The organism is Flavobacterium notoginsengisoli, assembly GCF_042686225.1.
Lineage (GTDB): Bacteria > Bacteroidota > Bacteroidia > Flavobacteriales > Flavobacteriaceae > Flavobacterium > Flavobacterium notoginsengisoli.
In genome coordinates, this window is the sequence record NZ_JBHUOT010000001.1 from 57,341 (window position 1) to 77,641 (window position 20,301).

At 36.1% G+C, this 20,301-nt stretch carries 4 protein-coding genes; 3 read left to right on the forward strand and 1 reads right to left on the reverse strand.

The window, feature by feature from the left end; translation table 11 throughout:
* Nucleotides 1-317: 317 nt before the first annotated feature.
* From ACFS3A_RS00195 to ACFS3A_RS00205, 3 genes are all read left to right on the forward strand, one after another.
* Complete coding sequence (locus ACFS3A_RS00195; RefSeq protein WP_379823129.1) at nt 318-13,370, forward strand: PKD domain-containing protein; 13,053 nt, start codon at nt 318-320, stop codon at nt 13,368-13,370.
* 65 nt (nt 13,371-13,435) lie between these two features.
* Nucleotides 13,436-14,341, forward strand: a complete 906-nt coding sequence (locus ACFS3A_RS00200) for a PorP/SprF family type IX secretion system membrane protein (protein WP_379823130.1) — start codon at nt 13,436-13,438, stop codon at nt 14,339-14,341.
* Between the two features lie 14 nt (nt 14,342-14,355).
* The gene (locus tag ACFS3A_RS00205; protein WP_379823132.1) at nt 14,356-15,990 is read left to right on the forward strand and encodes an OmpA family protein; all 1,635 of its coding nucleotides are present in this window, start codon (nt 14,356-14,358) and stop codon (nt 15,988-15,990) included.
* Between the two features lie 201 nt (nt 15,991-16,191).
* Here the strand turns inward: ACFS3A_RS00205 and ACFS3A_RS00210 are convergent, their stop codons facing one another.
* Nucleotides 16,192-20,259: a hybrid sensor histidine kinase/response regulator transcription factor gene (locus tag ACFS3A_RS00210; RefSeq protein WP_379823134.1), complete on the reverse strand. Its 4,068-nt coding sequence runs from the start codon at nt 20,257-20,259 to the stop codon at nt 16,192-16,194.
* Nucleotides 20,260-20,301: the final 42 nt, after the last annotated feature.

The following is a 20,301-nucleotide window of genomic DNA, read 5'->3' on the forward strand; positions in this document are numbered from 1 at the left end:
TAGTGCAGTGAAAATGGCTATTTGAGAAGAGATATTTCTTTTTTGCATTCTTCTCATGGATAATGAAAAACGCATATTTTTTTGTTTTTCACCTTAGTTAAAAACAGGTGAATTTGTGACCTAAAACACGAATTAGGCATTAATAAAATCGAAAATAATTAAACATAGATATAAGTAGGTCAAGGGAGTTAACAGAGCTTCTGATGACCTTTTGGGTTTAATTATCACTATCTGTTATAAGATGAATTTTTAAAAATTTAGATAAAGAAGATTTAAAAGGAAAACTTTTATAGAAGAACATTATTTTAAGATTATTTATGGAAAAAAACTACTCGTCTAAACACAAAAAATCCAATTTTAATACTGTACTTTCATTTGTTTTAGCATTGTTTGCTATTGTTTTTACTGATGAAAGTGTTTATTCGCAGGATTGTACTGTAAATGCTGGAAATGACAGTGAAGTTTGTGCCAATGCTCCACTTGTTTTAAATGGAGTAGTAGGGGGCAATTTAGTAAGTCATACCTGGACTCAGATAGCGGGTCCGTCGGTGGTGATTCAGAATCCAAATAGTGCCATAACAAACGTTTTAGGTGCAGTTGGAGGAAATACTTATACCTTTCGTTTATCGGGCGTTTGTGCAATAGGAAGACCTTCTCAGGATGTTAGTATTGTGGTAAATCCGATTACTATTGCCAAAGCAGGAAATAATATCCAGGGCTGTCCAGGTACTTATGCACTGTCTGCAAATGCTCCTCTAAATCCGGGAGAAACAGGAGAATGGGTAAAAAGTGGTGCAGATAATGCTGGTGTAATAATAAATTCTCCAAATTCTCCAAATTCAACAATAACAATGTCTTCAACTGCGGCTGGTACTACGCAGTTAACCTGGAGAATTAGTTCTTCTTCTTGTTCATCATCTTCAACGATAACTGTAACCAACTATGGAGGAGAGGTTGTTGCCCATGCTGGTCTTGATCAAAATTTATCAGAATGTTATACTGCTACACAGTCTACAAGCTTAAATGCATCGATAGGAGGAAACGGAACAGGAACACAGCAAGGAACATGGTCATTTGTATCAGGTCCTTCTGTACCAACAATTGCAAACGCTAATACTCCAAATGCAACAGTTTCCAATTTAACTCAGGGATCTTATGTATTTAGATGGTTAGTTCAGGGACCATGTGCGGTTGGTTCTGACACGGTGACTATAAATGTACCGGCTGCAACACAAGATGTTACAACTGCAGGCGGAACCAATACATCACAATCTTTTTGTGATAGTTCTATAACTTCAACAATTTTACAGGGAAATACACCTTTATACGCGGGCGAAACGGTAGAATGGTCTACCAACTCAGGAGCAACTATTGTGTCTCCAAACAGTCCGACAACACAAATCACAGGTTTGAATTTTAGCAGTAATGCAACTTACACTTTTATTTATAAAATTAAAGGAAATAGTGCTGTCAATCCAAATTGTGAGACCCAGTCTACTTTTACGGTGCGTTATGTTAGCAGTGCTACAAGTTTAACCTTAAACAATGGTGTAAGTACTATTGTTTTGCCAGTTAATAATACTTCAGGCAGTGTACCAATGCTTACTTCAGGTGGTAATGCCAATGAAACAATATTTATAAAAGGACCTGCAGGTGTTTCACCTTCTTCCAGTGTTAATGGAGGTAATTTTACTTTTTCAGGTTTAACAAGACCGGGAACATATACTTTTAGAGTAAGAAGATTTACAGATGGTAGTTTTGCTACGGGTTGTTCAGAAGCATTTGCTGATATTAATGTTGTCGTTTCTTTAAGTCCTGAACCGTCAAATGCGGGTACTACTGTTGCTTTGCTTTGTGGCGTTACAACAACTCAATTATCGGGGAACAATCCAGCTTTGATGGCAACATCAGGCTTATCAGGTTACTGGTCACAAGTAAGTGGACCTAATAGTGCCATTTTTGATAATATAAATAATTATAACCCTACTGTTAGTGGGTTGGCTATAGGAGTGTATGTTTTTAGATGGAACATCACAGGAGGAACAAATGCGGTGGATACTTTCAGCGAAACTTCTATCACGGTATCGGGGCCTCCTAGTGCAGATGCAGGAACAACACCTGTTACTGTATGTGCGGGTAGTTATTTCCTAAAAGCTGGTGCATTAGTAGATGGGCAAACGGGACAATGGACACAAGTTGGAGGTCCTTCGACTGCTTCAATTGTAAATCCGGTAAGTCCTCAAACTTATGTTAACGGAATGTTACCAGGCAGTTCGTATACTTTTAGATGGACTGTAACAAGTGCTGCAATAGATTGTGCTCCTGCATCTAGTGATGTTGTTATAAATACTACGTCTTCATTTTCGCCTTCTCCTGCAGAAGCTGGAGCAGACAGATGTTTGCCTTCTGGAACAACTGTTGCTACATTATCGGCGACAGCACCCGCAGTAGGTACGGGAACCTGGACTCAGGCTTCGGGACCATCAATAGTTACTTTTAACGATCCTAATAGTCCTAATACAAATGTAACTGGACTGGTAGATGGAATTTATACATTTGAATGGACTACATCAGCTGATCCGGCATGTTCGGATTTTTCGGACAGAACAACTCTTACAATAGCAGCGACACCAACTTCTGTTGCCGGAGCTAATCAGGATATTTGTACTGATAGTTCTGGAAATAGTGTTACCATGAACGCAAACAACCTTACAACAGGTTTAACAGGAACATGGGTTCAGGTTTCCGGAAATAGTTTTTGGACCGTTTCTGATATTCATGATCCAAAAGCTGTATTTAGTAATTTAGCACCTGGAAATTACGTCTTTAAATGGGTAGTAAATAGAGGTACTTGTGATTCTGCTTCAAGTGAAGTGAGTTTTAAAGTAAGTTTACCACCAACTATAGCAGTAGTAACAAACTCACCATTATCAGTTTGTACTACAACTGCAAACTTAACAGGAAACACAATAACAGCAGGAGTAGGAACCTGGTCGGTTGTTTCAGGACCAAATAATCCAACTTTTGCGAATGTAAATAATGGCACAACTACAGTTTCAGGACTTACAACTGGAACGTACGTGTTGAGATGGTCTAGTGTAAATGGACCGGCTTGTGCAACTTCAACTGATGATTTAACATTAAATGTATATGCTCCTGCAGATGCGGGACCAGATCAGGTTCTTTGTGATGCATCTGAAATTATTTTGCAGGGTACAAAAGGATCTACAGGTACCTGGACTTTGGATTCTGGGTCTGGAACAACAACAATTACACCAATTTCTTCTTCTACAGCGAGAGCCACAATTTTACCGGGAAATACATATACTTTTAGATATAGCATAGCAAGTTCAGGAAGTTGTGTAGCTACTAGTGATACTATGACCGTTACAAATAGTGCTTTACCTACAATACCTGATGCAGGAGTTGACCAGGATATCTGTTTGTCAGCTGGTAATTCTATTATTTTAGATGGTAATCCAATTACTTCAGGAACAGGTATGTGGAGTAAAGTCAGTGGACCGGCAGGTGGTACAATAGCTTCACCTACTTTAAGAAATACAAACGTTACCGGACTAACAGAAGGTGTCTATATTTTTAAATGGACAGCCAGCAATGGTACTTGTAATAATTTAAGTGATGTTGTTAGAATAAACGCTTACTCACCTCCAAGTACAGCCGATGCGGGAGCAGATCAAAGCGCTTGTCAGTTAGCTACTCAACTTGATGCGGTAGCACCTACGACAGGAATTGGAACATGGACATTAACAACGGATCACTCTAATGGAGGTATTGTTATTGACAGTCCAAATAATCCAAAATCGACACTATCAATTGCTAATCCATATTTATTGCCGGTAGGAACTTATACTTTTACATGGACAGTAAGAAATGGTTCTGTTTGTGCTGTAAGTACAGATACTGTAAATATTACGTTTACAGGAGCACCTCCAACACCGGCAAATGCAGGACCTGACCAAAATTTATGTAATGCTACTACGGCAGTAATGAATGCGAATCCTGTTAATCCGGGAACGGGAACATGGAGTCAGGTATCAGGACCAAGTACTGCTATTTTTTCTAATAGATTTAGCGCTCAGTCTACAGTGTCTGGTTTGACAAATGGAACGTATGAATTTAAATGGTCAAGTTCTAATGGCGGAGGATGTAATTTAGAAGATACAATGCTGGTTACAATTAATCCGGCTATTGCAGCTGTAAATGCAGGTCCGGACCAAACATTAGGAGAATACAGCACGGTTACTATGGCAGCGACTGATCCGGCACCAAATACAGGTACATGGTCATTTGTATCAGGACCAAACACTCCGGTTATTTTAGATGTTAATAGTCCAACTACACAAATTGCAGGAACTATTCCGGGGAAATATGTGTTTAAATATACAGTTTCTAATGGCTCTTGTGCTGTTGATTCTGATACTGTAGAAATTACATTAATTGGTCAGACCGATTTAAGTTTGACGAAAACAGCTGATATTACATCGCCTAGAGTGGGAGATATTGTAACTTTTACAGTAGCTGTTAGAAATAACGGAAATCGTGATGCGACTGGAATTGCAGTAAGAGATAATTTACCGGCTGGTTTCACTTTAATTACAGGAAGTGTTACTAATCAGGGGAATTATAATGCTGGTGGAAATGCAATAAACTGGTCAGGTTTATCAGTTGCAAATGGAGCTACTTTAAACTTAACTTACAAAGCAAGAGTAAATGCCGCTACAGGAACAGCTAATGAATATAGGAATACAGCTCAAATCACAGCAAGCGATCAGGTTGATCCAAATTCAACACCAAACAATAATATCCCGACAGAAGATGATCAGGCTTCTCTAACGCTTACTCCAACTCCAAGTGTTGATTTAGCGATAACAAAAAGAATAAATAATGCTACGCCAGATGTAGGGTCTACTGTTCAATTTACACTTGAAGTTGTAAATAACGGACCTAGTAATGCTACGGCAGTAGTGGCAAATGATATTTTACCAAATGGTTATACATGGTTAAGTACTACCGGAACAGGATATGATAATGTTTCTGGCCAATGGACTATAGGAAATTTAGCGAATGGTGCAAAAGCAACTTTAATCATTAGTGCCAGAGTAAATCCAACAGGAAGTTATGTCAATACCGCAACTGTAACGAGCATTGTAACTGATACTGATACTAACACTTCTAATAATACAAGCAGCGTTTCTAGTACTCCAAGAGCAATTGCAGATTTAAGTTTAACAAAAGTCGTAAGTGCAGGTCCGTATAATGTTGGTAGTAATGTCACTTTTACGATAACGGTTAGAAACGCCGGACCAAGTGCTGCAACTTCTGTAAGTGTACTTGATTATTTACCTTCAGGTTATACTTATGTGAGCCATACAGGAACAACATATTCTAGCACTTCAGGTTCTTGGAATATAGGAACTATAAATAGTGGTGGTCAGGCAATATTAACAGTTACCGCTAGAATAAATGCAACCGGAGATTATAGAAATGTTGCAGAAATAGTTCACTCTAATGTATTTGATCCAGATTCAACACCTGGAAATAACAATCCAACAGAAGATGATCAACAGCAAGTTGTAATTACACCAGTTCAGTTAGCTGACTTAGAAGTTATTAAAACTGTAGATGTTACTACTCCAAAAGTAGGAGATAATGTTAAGTTTAGAATTGCATTAAGAAATGTTGGACCAAGTGATGCAACAGGAGTAATCGTTAATGATTTATTACCATCAGGTTATACTTTTGTGAGCTATACTTCGACCAATGGAGCTTATAGTGCAGCGAATGGAAATTGGACACTTTCAGGAAGTGTTTTAAATGGAAAAACAGAATATTTAGATATTACAGCTAAAGTAAATCCTATAACAGGAGCAGCTAATGAATATAGAAATATCGCTAGTGTAACGGCAAGTAATCAAACGGATCCAAATCCTGCGAATAATAGTTCAAATGTTACAACTGTTCCGACAGCTTCAATAAATTTATCATTAACAAAAGCAGTAAATAATATTAGTCCTTTAGCAGGATCAAATGTCGTATTTACGGTAACAGTTTCAAATGCGGGACCAAGCAATGCAACAGGAGTACAGGTTAGAGATTTATTGCCTAACGGATATACTTATGTTAGTTCGACAGTTTCAAACGGAACCTATGCTAATGGAACCGGATTATGGAATATTGGAACTATTGCAAATGGAACTTCAGCAGTTTTAAATGTTACAGCTACCGTTAATGCAACAGGAAATTATACCAATGTTGCCGAAGTTATTAGTGCTAATGAAACAGATGTAAATTCGACACCAAATAATAATGTTTTAACAGAAGATGATCAGGATGAAATCACAATATCACGTGGTCCATTAGTAGATTTAAGTTTAGTTAAAATAGTTAATAATAATACACCTAATGTAGGTGATATTGTAACCTTTAGGATTACGGTAAGCAATGCTGGACCAAGCGATGCAACCGGAGTTGTAGTTACAGATAAATTACCTTCAGGATATTTATTTGTTAGTGCTAATCCATCTGCGGGAAGTTATAATGATACACCAGGTTCATGGACACTGGGAACTCTTGCAAACAGTGCAACAGCTACTTTAGAAATTCAGGCTCGTGTATTGCCTACCGGAAATTATAATAACGTAGCAGAAGTCACAGGAGCTAACGAAGTAGATAGTAATTCTACTCCGGGAAATAATGACGCTACCGAAAATGATCAAAGCGAAGTTATTGTAACTCCTGTACAAATTGCTGATTTATCGGTTAATAAAATTGTTGATGTAGTTACTCCAAAAGTAGGCGATAACGTAGTCTTTACAATTGCGGTTTCAAATGCTGGTCCTAGCAATGCTACTGGTGTTGTTATTAAAGATTTATTGCCTTCTGGTTATGAATTCGTAAGTGCAGCTTCAACTGCAGGTATGTATAACAGAACAACAGGAGACTGGACAGTTTCGAGACCAATTATTGCAAATACTACTGAAAGCATTCAGATAACGGCTAAAGTTCTGAAAAATGGCAGTTATGTAAATAATGCTGAGGTAATTGCAAGCGATCAGCAAGATCCTGATTCTACACCAAATGACGGAACCGGAGATGATTTTTCAACAGTAACGACTACACCTTCTGCATTGGTAAATCTTGCAGTGGTGAAAAGAATAAATAATGCAACTCCAGACGTAGGATCTACAGTGGTATTTACAATTGATGTTGTAAACAATGGACCAAGTGATGCTACAAATGTGGTTGTAAACGATGTATTACCTACTGGTTATACTTTTGTAAGCGATGATGCAGCAGGAAGTTATATCAATACTTCAGGTAACTGGACAATAGGTAACTTGGTAAGTGGAGCAAGAAGAACTTTAAACATTTCTGCTACCGTGAATCCAACAGGTAATTACCTTAATACTGCTACGGCAACAAGTACTGAAACTGATGGAAATCCTACGGATAATACAAGTGAAGTTTCCAGCACTCCAAGAGCGATTTCCGATTTGAGTTTACTTAAAACAGTTGTAAATGCATCTCCTAATGTTGGCGAAAATGCAGTATTTAATATTGTGGTAACCAATAATGGACCAAGTGATGCAACAGGAGTTGTAGTTACCGACAGATTACCATCCGGATATTCGTTTGTAAGTGCAGTGGCTTCAGTAGGAACATACGACAGTAATTCTGGCGGATGGTTAGTTGGTAATTTAGCTAACAGCACTAATGCTACTTTAACGATTACTGCAAGAGTATTAGCGACAGGAAATTATAACAATGTTGCGGAAGTGACAGGTGCTGATCAATTTGATCCAAACTCAATACCTGGAAATAATAATCCGTTAGAAAATGATCAAAGTACTGTAGTAGTTACTCCGGTTAATGTATCAGATTTGGTTACAGTAAAAACAGTATCGGCTGTTGCTTTGACAGGTATTTCTGCATCAAGACCAAATGAAGGAGATACTATTAGATATAGTATTGTGGTTACAAATAATGGTGGACCAACAAGTGCTACAGGTGTTAGTTTAACAGATATTCTTCCGGCAGGTTTAACTTACGAAAGTCATACGGTTACTACAGGTAATTATAACTATGCATCTGGAGTATGGACTATTGGAGACTTGTCAGTTAATGCTACAGCTACTTTGGAAATTACAGCAAAAGTAGATGTTGGTACTAAAGGCCAAACGATTATCAATAGAACAACTGCAGCTAAAGGAGATCAAACAGATCCTACAACAGCTGGAGATGATTTAGAAGAAACAATTGTGGTTAGTTTACCACCAATTGCTACAAATGATATTAGTAATGGTAATACAACAAATCAGCCTTCGGCTCCATTAAACATTCTAACAAATGATAGATTAGGAGATGGAACTTTAGCAACTCCTGCCAATACTATTGTTGACTTAAATCCTAACACACCGGGAGTAGAAACAACAATTACGGTACCAGGAGAAGGAACTTGGAATTATGATCCAACAACTGGTTTAATTGTATTTACGCCACAGGCAGGATTTACATCTAATCCAACGCCATTAGAATATAAATTAACAGAAACACAAACGGGCTTAAGTGACACTGCGACTATAACAGTAACTTATGATGCTCAGGCACCAGTAGCCTATAATGATTTAAGCACTGGAAATCCTGTAAATACAGCAGTAACAGTAAATCCATTAGCGAACAACGGTTCCGGAATAGATGCAGATCCGGATGGAACTATAGATCCTTCAACGGTTCGTTTGTTGAGTCCATCAGGAGCAACAGCTATCGTAACAGATTCAAAAGGAATTACAAGTTTTGATGTTCCGAATGAAGGAAAATGGAGTGTTAATCCGGTAACTGGTGCAATTACGTTTACCCCACTGCCAACATTCCATAAAGATCCAACTCCAATTCAGTATAATGTAAAAGATAATGATGGTAATATATCGAACAATGCAAGGGTAACTATAGATTATGTACCAGTTGCAGCAAATGATAGAAATACAACACCGGGAACTCCAGGTTCACCAGTGACAATAAATGTTTCTGGAAACGATACAGCAGGAGATACAGTTAATGTATCGACAGTAGTATTAAATGCGTCAAGTGTTTTTGGAGGAATTCAGGTATCTCCTCAGGAAGTTTCTGTAGTAGGAGTTGGTAATTGGATTGCTGATGCTCTTGGAAACGTAACATTTACTCCAGAAACAGGGTACACAATTGATCCACCGGTAATTAATTATACAATAAGAGACAATCAAGGAAATAGTTCGAATGCAGCTACGATCACAATAGATTATGCTCCAATTACTTCGCCTGATTTATCAATCGGAAATCCAATTAATACGCCGGTAGTTGTTGATGTTACAGCTAATGATACGACAGGAGATTTAGTTGATCCAACAACAGTAAATTTGGTTAATCCAGGAAATGGAACCAATATTGTACAGGATCCAACAGGGGATATTACAAGTATAACAATTCCTGGAGAAGGAAGATGGAATGTGGATTTAGTAACCGGAAGAGTAACATTTACGCCAAATCCTGGTTTCATTACAGATCCAACTCCGATTAATTATACGATTAAAGATCATGAAGGGAATCTGTCTAATAATAGTTTGATTACTATTAGAGTGCTACCTCAAGCTGATTTAGTAGTTACTAAAACAGATAATAAAGAGAAATATGTTCCTGGAACAAACAGTGTTTATACAATAACAGTTAAAAATAATGGACCATCAGTAGCTACAAATGTAGTGGTAGTTGATGATATTACAGATCCAATATTAGAAGCGGTAACGACATGGACGGCTGTTGGTACTGGAGGTACAATAGTTCCAAATGCAAATGGTACTGGAGATATAAACGCTGGTAACGCAACAATCAGCAGTTTAAATGTGGGCGAAACGGTTACATATACCGTAACAATTGCAGTTCCAAGTAACTATACTGGTCAGATTGTGAATACAGCAAGTGCAACATCTGCTGTTCAAGATCCTAATGTTAATAATAATTCTCAAACGGATATTGATACTGTAAACGCTCTAGCAGAAATTGCACTTACAAAAGCAATTGTAACTGCGGCTCCTCATAGAATAGGAGATAATGTTGAGTTTTTAATCACAGCAGTAAATAATGGACCAAGTGATGCTACCGGAATAAACATTGTAGATAAACTGCCAAGTGGTTACACTTTAGTTAGTGCAACACCAAGCAGTGGAACTTATAATGCATCGAATGGTTTATGGAACTTAGGAGGTTTAACCAATACTTCTAATGCTACATTAACTGTAATTGCAAGCATCAATGCAACAGGAAATTATACAAACGTTGCTGAGGTTACTAAAGTAGATCAATTAGATCCAAATGGTGTTATCCACGGAAACAATACACCAAATGAAATTGATCAGTCAGATGTGACTATTACTCCAGTGAAAATAGTTGATTTGGTTACCACAAAAACAGTTGATAAATCAAATCCAAATCAAGGAGATATTGTACAGTATACAATAACAGTTGTAAATAACGGTCCAAGTACAGCGACTGGAGTAAATCTAACAGATAATTTACCTGCAGGATTAGCTTATGTATCGCATGTAGCAACCGGAGGAACAATCAATACATATTCTGGAGGTCTGTGGAATATTGGAAATATCAACATTGGATCTTCTGCAACATTATTGATTAATGCAAGAGTTACTGCGGCAGGAACGGTGAATCAAACACCTATTGTCAATACAGTTACTCCTGCAGCAGGAAATGAATCAGATCCAACAACAGCTGGAGACGATTTAACAGAATCAATTATTGTGACAAGTTCAGACTTAGTTACTGAAAAAACAGTAAGTAAAGCAAACCCAAGCGAAGGTGAAACAATAACTTACACTATTAGAGTTACGAATAATGGTCCAAGTGATGCAACAGGGGTTCGTTTAACAGACATTCTTCCAATTGGAGTTACTTATGTGAGCAACAATCAAGGAGCTGATTATAATTATGGTTCTGGTATCTGGACGATAGGTGATCTTGCAAACGGAGCGACCAAAGTTTTAGATATTAATGTTGTGATTAATTCCGGATCAGCAGGAAAAACGATTGTCAATACAACGACTGCTGCCAAAGGAGATCAATCAGATCCATCAACAGTTGGAGATGATTTAACAGAAACAATCGTAGTTCAAAATGGTGCCGATGTTGTATTGAAGAAAGTAGTAAACAATAGTACACCTAACATTGGAGAAACGGTAACTTATACTGTGACTGTAACCAATAAAGGAACAACATTAGTAACGAACTTGGTAGTAAAAGATGATCTGCCAGCTGGTTTAACGTTTGTTTCAGCTACTCCTGGAAAAGGGGTATGGACAACTCCAAACTGGACAGTAGGTACATTACAACCGGGAGAAGAAGGATCTATCGAGATTAAAGCACTTGTTGGTTTAGATCAGGGAGGTAATGTATTAACTAATACAGTATCTAATACACAGGATCAATTTGATACCAACAGAACTCCTGATGACCCTACTGAAACGATAACAGTTACGAATTTAGATTTAGCAGTTGTTAAGACGGTAAATAATGCGACACCGAATGAAGGGGAAGTTATTAGATATACTATTAGAGTAACAAACAACGGTGCTAGTGATGCTACCAATGTGAGTTTAGTAGATAAATTACCTGTAGGAGTTACTTATGTAAGTGATGTAGTTTCAGCAGGAAATTATAACAATGGTTCCGGATTATGGACAATTGGTAATTTGGTAAATGGTGCTGTTGCAACGCTTACAATTGATGCAAGAGTCAATACAGGAACTTATGGTACAACAATTACCAATACAACTACTGCAGTAAAAGCGGATCAGGCAGATTCTAATCCGGCAAATAACATTGGTAGTGTAGCCATTGTGCCAACGGCTTACATTGATTTGAGTTTATCAAAAGAAATTGTTGGAAATGTTACTAATCCTGCTGTAGGCGATGTAATCACTTTTGAAATAAGAGTGATGAACGATGGACCAACAAAAGCAACAGGTGTTGAAGTAGTAGATTTAATTCCTTCAGGATATAAATTCATCAACTATAGTTCGACTATTGGAACGTACAGTCCTTCAACAGGTCTTTGGAAAGTAGGCTTTGTAGAACCTGGAAACACAGCAGTTTTATTAGTAGATGTTAGAGTTCTGGATAATGGAAATTACATGAACTGTGCAGAAATTACTAAAGCAAACGAACCAGATATTGATTCTACTCCAGGAAATGGTAATGATTTAGAAGATGATTATGCTTGTGCTGCGGCAGCGCCTAATCAATCAGTGGATTTGGCTGTCGTTAAGACAATCTTGAAGAATACGATGAATCCAAAAGTAAATTCTGAGATTTCGTTCGAGATTCAGTTGACAAACAATGGAGATATAGATGCAACAGGTGTTGTGTTATCAGATGTACTTCCTTCTGGTTATACGTTCGTAAATTATAGTTCTACCAGAGGAGTTTATGATTATGTAACAGGAGACTGGAAAGTAGGTAAGATACTAAATGGAGAAACAGAGATTTTGATTGTTGATGTTATTGTTAATGAATCTGGAAACTATCAAAATTGTGCAAGTATAAAAGCAATGCACCAAACAGATATAGATCCGGCTAACAATCAAAGTTGTATTACGGCAGCTCCAATAGCTCTAATAGATTTAGAATTGACTAAAGAGGTAGATATCTTAAAACCAATTGCTGAAACTAATGTTGAATTTACAATAACATTATCAAACAGAGGACCAAGTAGAGGAACAGGTGTAGTGGTAAAAGATTTACTTCCGTCAGGATTCAAATTCTTAAGTGCTGCTACAACAATTGGAACTTACGATGCGGTTACAGGATTATGGAATGTAGGAACTATTGATATCAATGGTGTAGAAACATTAAAAGTAACAGCTTATGTATTACCAGCAGGTGATTTCACCAATGTTGCAGAAGTGATTGCGGCAAATGAAGTTGATATCGATTCTACTCCTGGAAATAATAAATTACAGGAAGACGATCAGGATGCTGTAACATTAGAGCCTACAGTTCCTTTAAACATCCCAGAAGGATTCACTCCAAATGGTGATGGTATAAATGATGTTTTTGAAATAGAACATTTACAAGTATTGTATCCAAACTTTAGTATGGAGATTGTAAATAGATATGGAAATCTTGTGTACAAGTACAAACATAATGGAGACAAGTACACAACGCCATTATGGTGGGATGGTCATTCAACAGGAAGACTTAATGTCTCTGGAGAGACGCTTCCGGCTGGAACTTATTTCTATACTATTCACTTCAACAATAACGAAAGAAAGCCACAAACAGGCTGGGTATATTTAAAAAAATAAAACTATTCTTTAAGGAGAGAAGAGGCTAAAAATCTTCTCTCCTTTCAAAAATTAAACTCATTTTTATGAAAAAAATTAAAATACTAATTGGATTTTTTGTTTTGATATTTTCCACTAGTACTGTTTTTGCTCAACAAGATCCTCAGTATACACAATACATGTATAACATGAACATTATAAATCCGGCTTATGCGGGTTCAAAAGGATTTACAAGTATTGGTATCTTAGGAAGAACGCAATGGGTAGGAGTTGATGGTGCGCCTCAAACTGCAACATTGTCTATCAATGGCCCTGTAGGAAAAAATGTGGGATTAGGATTCTCTGTTATTCACGATGAAATCGGACCTGTAAAAGAAGATAATGCATACGTTGATTTCTCCTATACTTTAAATCTTTCTGAAGAAGATAAATTAGCATTTGGTATTAAAGCCGGAGCAACTTTTTTGAATATACGAGAATTTACAACAGTAGATCCAGATCCGTTAAACGCACCAATAAGTCAGGTTGCACCTAATTTTGGTGTCGGTGTAATGTATTATAATGAGCGTTTTTATGCCGGATTATCTGTGCCAAATTTTATTGAATCAAGATATCTGGACAAGAAAAACGGAATCTATTCTTCTGCTTCAGAAAAGGCGCATATCTTCCTTACTTCTGGATACGTGTTTGATTTGAATGAAGACTTAAAACTGAAACCTTCAACCATGTTAAAAGCAGTATCAGGAGCACCTCTTTCAGTTGATTTGTCTTTAAACTTATTAGTGCAGGAAAAAGTAGAGTTTGGACTTTCAATGAGATTAGATGATTCAGTGAGTGCAATGGTAGGATATAACATAAGCGAAGGGATGAGAATTGGATATGCTTACGATTATACTACTTCTAATTATGGAGTGTTTAATTCAGGTTCTCATGAGATTATGATACTATTTGATTTGTACAAGAAAAAAATAAAAAGTCCTCGTTTCTTCTAGATAAAAAATAAGATATGAAAAAAATTACTTTAATTATAGTATTGTTATTTGGAGCTGGCGTTTATTCTCAAAATTACAACATCAAAAATATAGAGGCCAACACTAAATATTCTGATTTTGGTGTAACCTATTATGGTGAAAACACGGCAATATATGCTTCATCAAAAAAGACCAAACAGTCGAGAAATAAAAAATGGTATTTAAACAATCAGCCATTTTTAGATTTATACAAAGCAACTGTAACCAATACAGGTGAATTTACAGAATCAGAATTGTTTTCAAAAGACCTGAACACTAAGATGCATGAATCTAATGTAACCTTTACAAAAGATTTAAAAACGGTTTATTTTTCCAGAGATAACTACAATAGCAAAAAGTATAAGACAGACGATAAAGGCTGGGTTTTAATTCAATTGTATAAGGCCGATATCGATGCTGAAGGAAATTGGAAAAACATAACAAAACTGCCATTCAACAGCGATCAGTTTGATACGGGACATCCATCATTAAATTCTAATGATACTAAATTGTATTTTACATCAAACAGACCAGGTTCATTGGGACTTACAGATATTTGGGCAGTAGATATCAATAAAGATGGAACTTATGGCGAGCCTTATAATTTAGGACCGGAAGTAAATACCGTAAAAAGCGAAATGTTTCCTCACATTGATGCTGATGATGTACTTTATTACTCTTCAAATGGTAAAAAAGATGGAAATGGCGGTTTAGATATCTATGCTATAGAAATTCAAAATAAAAAAGGAGTAGGAGAAGCAGTTAATTTAGGTTTCCCTATAAACAGTGCAAAAGACGATTTCTCTTTAGTTTTCCAAAACGGAAAAAAAACAGGTCACTTTTCTTCTAACAGAGAAGGTGGAAAAGGAGATGATGATATCTACTTTTTCGAAGAATTAGTTAATCCAATTGCTGCAAAATGTAAACAATTTGTTCAGGGAACTGTTCGTGAAAAAGAATCACAAGCACTTTTGCCTGGAGCTTTAGTAACTCTATATGATGCAAAAGGAGATAAAGTTGAAAGTACCATTGCAGATCAATTTGCTGTTTTTAATTTTAAAGTAAATTGTGATTCTTCATACAAAGTAACCGCTGTAAAAGATTACTATGATATGGACGAAAAGGCTTTTGCCTCATCAAACGAAGCCAATTTGGAGCTCGCGCTTAATCTGGATTTAACTTCTGGTGAATTTGTTTATGTAAGAGGTAAACTAATGGTCAAAATTAATCCAATATATTTTGACTTAGATAAGTCGTTTATTCGACCTGATGCACAGATTGAACTTGAACGAGTAGTAAGAATTATGGAGAAATATCCAAAGCTTAAAATTAATTTAGGTTCACATACAGATAGTAGAGCACATGATGATTACAACTGGTCTCTGTCTACCAGAAGAGCAAGATCTACTAAAAATTGGATTGTTAGGCAGGGAATAGATCCGGCTAGAATCAAAGCCGAAGGTTTTGGTGAAACGGAATTGGTCAATAAATGTTCAAACGGTGTGAATTGCTCTGAAGAGGACCACCAATTAAACAGAAGAACCGAATTTGTTATTGTGAATCCTGAAGTCATAAAAGAAGTTGATGGTGCAGTAGATTTGGTTTCTGCAAAAAATAACGATATACCTTAGTCAAAAAGTCTATTTCATTGCGAAATAGACTTTTTTGTTTTTATACATATTCAACATTTATGGTTTTTTTGGAATAGAAGTAAACCAATTTTTCGCATTATTAGAACAACAAATGTATAATTTTGGAATTGCCTCCTAATCTGCCATAGTTTTTTCTGATAAAATTAAAGATAGCAAATAATGATCTAATAAAGATTTCAGTTATATAGTGTCCTTTTTCTGAATGACATTCAATTCCTTATTAAAAGAATTTCTATATTTTTTGATATACTCTGAAGGTTTCATTCCAAACAATTTTATAAACTGCTGACGGAAATAGCGCTGATCTTCTATACCAACCAGAGGACCAACCTGGGCAATATTAATGTTTTCAGTAAGCATAATTACGGCAGCTCTTCGGATTCTGATAGATCGGATAAAAACATTTACGGTTTGTCCCGAAATTGCTTTAATCTTCTTATAAAGACTGGAGTGACTCATTCCCATTTCGGCGGAGAAAGTCTTTAGGTTAAATTCGCTGTTTTCAAGATTGGCTTCAACAATTTCGATGCATTTATCCAGGAATTCTTTGTATTCAGTTGGAACTTTATTTCCGTTTTCACGAAGTGTAATGCTGTCTAAGAAATACTTGCGCAATTGACCTCTGTTTCGAAGAACTGAATCTACTCTTGCTAAAAGTATATCACTGTCAAATGGTTTAGTAACATAATCATCGGCACCTTCTGTAATGCTTTGTAAATGGATGTCGTTACTCGTTGTAGCTGTAAGAAGTATAACTGGAATATGGCTAAAATCGTCATTTTGCTTGATTTTTTTACATAAATCCAATCCGTTCATGCCTTCCATAGAAATGTCGCTCAGTATAATATCCGGCGTATGTTTTTCTACCAGTTTTAATCCTTCAATACCATTAGCGGCAGCATAAACAACATAGTTTTTGGAGAAAAGCTGCACCAGATAATAATTCATTTCAGGATTGTCTTCTACAATCAGTAATGTTTTTTTAGTACTAATTAATTCTTCCTGAAGAATTTCAGGATAAGATGGTTCTGTTCTTTTTTCATGTGTATTTTGATTAGCTGTAGGCATTCCTTCAAGAAGTTCTCCCACAAGCGTTGACATGTGTGGATGATTCTCGTTAATGTTCATTTCTGCAAAATGACTGTTTCCTTTTGGAAGCGTAATCATGAATGATGTGCCTTCTCCAACTTTACTTTTACAGATGATTTCCCCATGATGTTTGTTCACAAAATATTTGGCAATGTAAAGTCCGATTCCAAAACCATTGGTAGATTTAGACTGAATTTGTTTGAATTTTTCAAAAATAGTATCAATATCATTTTCGTGGATACCACTTCCAGTATCTGATATAATGATTGAAACATCAGTAATATTCTCAATTACTTCAATGGTAATTGATCCTTTATTGGGAGTGAATTTGAAAGCATTCGAGATTAAATTGAATAATGTAATTTCTATTTTTTCATAATCGCCATATATTTCGGTAGCTGTTTCATTTTCAATAAATTGATAATTTAGATTTTTAACAGCTGCCATTTGTGTAAAGCTCTCGTATATTTCTTTACAAAGCAGGTTCAGGTTAATCTTCGAAATTTTAAGTTCATCAAGATCTGTTTCCGCTTTTCTAAACAACAGCAATTGATCTGTAAGACTCAATAATCTTTTAGCATTTTTATAGGCGAGATTTAGGTCAAGATCATCTTCATTGCGGTTTTTTCTTTCCATTGCACTTTTAAGCGGATTTATAATTAAAGACAAAGGAGTTCGTAATTCATGAGCCATATACGTGAACATAGAAAATTGTTTCTCAGCATGTTCTTTGTCTTTAGTATGCTCCATTCGTGCCAATTTTATTTCATAGCGAAGTCTTTCCTTGTTTTTATGATATCCGACATAAGCGTAAATCGCACCAATTATACCAATTAAATAAAATGTATAAGCCCACCAAGTTCTGTACCAAGGCGGAAGGATGGTTACCGTTGCTAATGTTACTTCATTCGTCCAGTTTCCAAAAACATCGGTTGTTTTTACTTTAAAAACATAAGTTCCTTCAGTTAGTCGGGAATAACTTGCTCTGTTATTTTTTGAAGTATAATTCCAGGTTTTATCCCAGCCATCAAGAAAATAAGCGGTATTGATTTTTTCAGAATTGACATAATCCAGGTAAACAAAATCAAAACTCAATGCCGACTTTTCATAGGGAAGTTCGACACTGTTTATCATTTCGAGTTTTTTTTCGGTTATATAAGGACTGTTCAATGGTAAAGATTCATTGTTTACCAGCAAATCATTTAATAAAAATCGGCCCGTATTTTTTTTATCTTTTATGCTGTCCGGATGAAAAACATTGAATCCGTTTAGACCTCCAAAAATAAATTCGCCAGTAGAAAGTTTTGTACCCGCATTCCAGCTGAATTGAGTACCCTGCAGGCCATCAGTGGTGCCAAAATTTCTGAAAGTATTATTTTTTGGATTAAATCTTGAAATTCCATGATACGTGCTCATCCATAAATTACCTTCTTTATCTTCTAAAAGACGCAATATAGTATTGCTTGGAAGGCCATTTTGAGTGGTGTATTTTTTAGTAGTTCCTGTTTTTCTGTCAAATAAAAGAAGTCCGCCTTCTACTGTTCCAATCCAAAGATTATTATTTTGATCCTCAGTTATACATCTAACGTTATAATCAGAATGATAGTTTTTAATTTTTTTTGTCTTTGCATCTATCTCAAAAAAAGAATTGAATGTTCCGCCCCATATTTTGCCGTCTTTAGTTTCGTAAAGACAAGTTACGTCGCGTAAAGTGTTACTGTAGCAGATGAATTTATTTTGTTTTCTGTCAAATTGATAAAATGCCCCTGCATTAGTTACAGCAAGCCACAATGTTTTTTTAGAATCTAAAAAAAGCAGCCATGATTCTTGTTCCGCTTTTTTAGTGTATTGATTGTAAATGGAATAATTTTGAATTGCTTTTGATTTTGGATCAATACGGCATACACCACCTTTCCACATCGCCACCCAAATGGCATTATCAGAATCTCTTACTATACTGGTAACGAAATTGCTTTGAAGTTTTTTGTTAGAAGATGATGTGGTAGAGTAAACATCATAAGTGTTTTGTTTTCTGTTCCAATATCGCATTCCGGCACCATCTGTACCGATCCAAATATTTTTCTTTTCATCTTCACAAAAAGAAAGCATGAAATTGGCGGCAGGATCTTCATCTTCTTTATTAGTCTGTGGATCTTTACTTTTAAAATGATTAAAATACAGTGGTTTTTTTCCCATCATGCTGACACCACCACGCAGTGTTCCGAACCACATTTCTCCGTTTTTGCTTTCAAAAATGTCATAAAGAGATTTACTGTTCAATAAGGAAACAGGGCCGCTTGCCTGATATGAAATAGGAATAGATTGATTTTTTGTTATAGTGTAAAGACCAGCTCCATCTGTAGCAATCCAAAGTCTATTCTCCTGCTGAAAAAAATCACGTACTACCGTTTTTTCCTGAAAGTAGTTTTTAGAATAGTTATTGAGGCTCGCATTATATAAGTACGCGCCTTCATCTGACCCAATCCAGAGTCCTTCATTGGTCAGTTTTATGCAGTTTGCGCCAGTTATGGTATTGTTGAGAAGTGTTAATTTATTTGATTTAAGATCATACTGGCAAAGACCTTTTCCGGTTATAAATACATAGAAGATTTTTTTCTTGGCATCGTAAGCTATGGAGCGGGCTATATAATTTAATTTTCCATTAAATGGAATTGCTGTTCCAGTTTTCTCGCCTTCTTTATAAAGTACAATTGCTTCTTTTGTAGCAACAAGAATGACGTTTTCAGAATGTACAGCAATGATTTCGTAAGCAGTAATTTGTAAAGGTTTGACTTTTTTATCAGTTCCAATATATTTCAATGGACTAAACGAAGAGCGTTCTGCATTAAAAATAACAGGACCCGCGGTTGTTCCTATCCACAAATTATTTTGATAATCGCCTTCTATGCAGCTTATAGCGTTTCCCTGAATAGAATTAGGATCGGTATGAATATGGCGGTAAATTTTGAAATCGTTTCCGTCATATCTGTTCAGTCCATCAAAAGTTCCAAACCACATATATCCATTCTGATCCTGATATATGGAAGCAACAGAATTGTTAGAAAGTCCTGATGAGATATCAAGATGTCTTATTGGGTAATTCTGTCCAAATGCATTTATAGAAAGAAAACTGATAACAAGATAAACTAACTTATTCATAGAATTTTTTTAAGCTTATGACTCTTTAGATATACGAAAAAT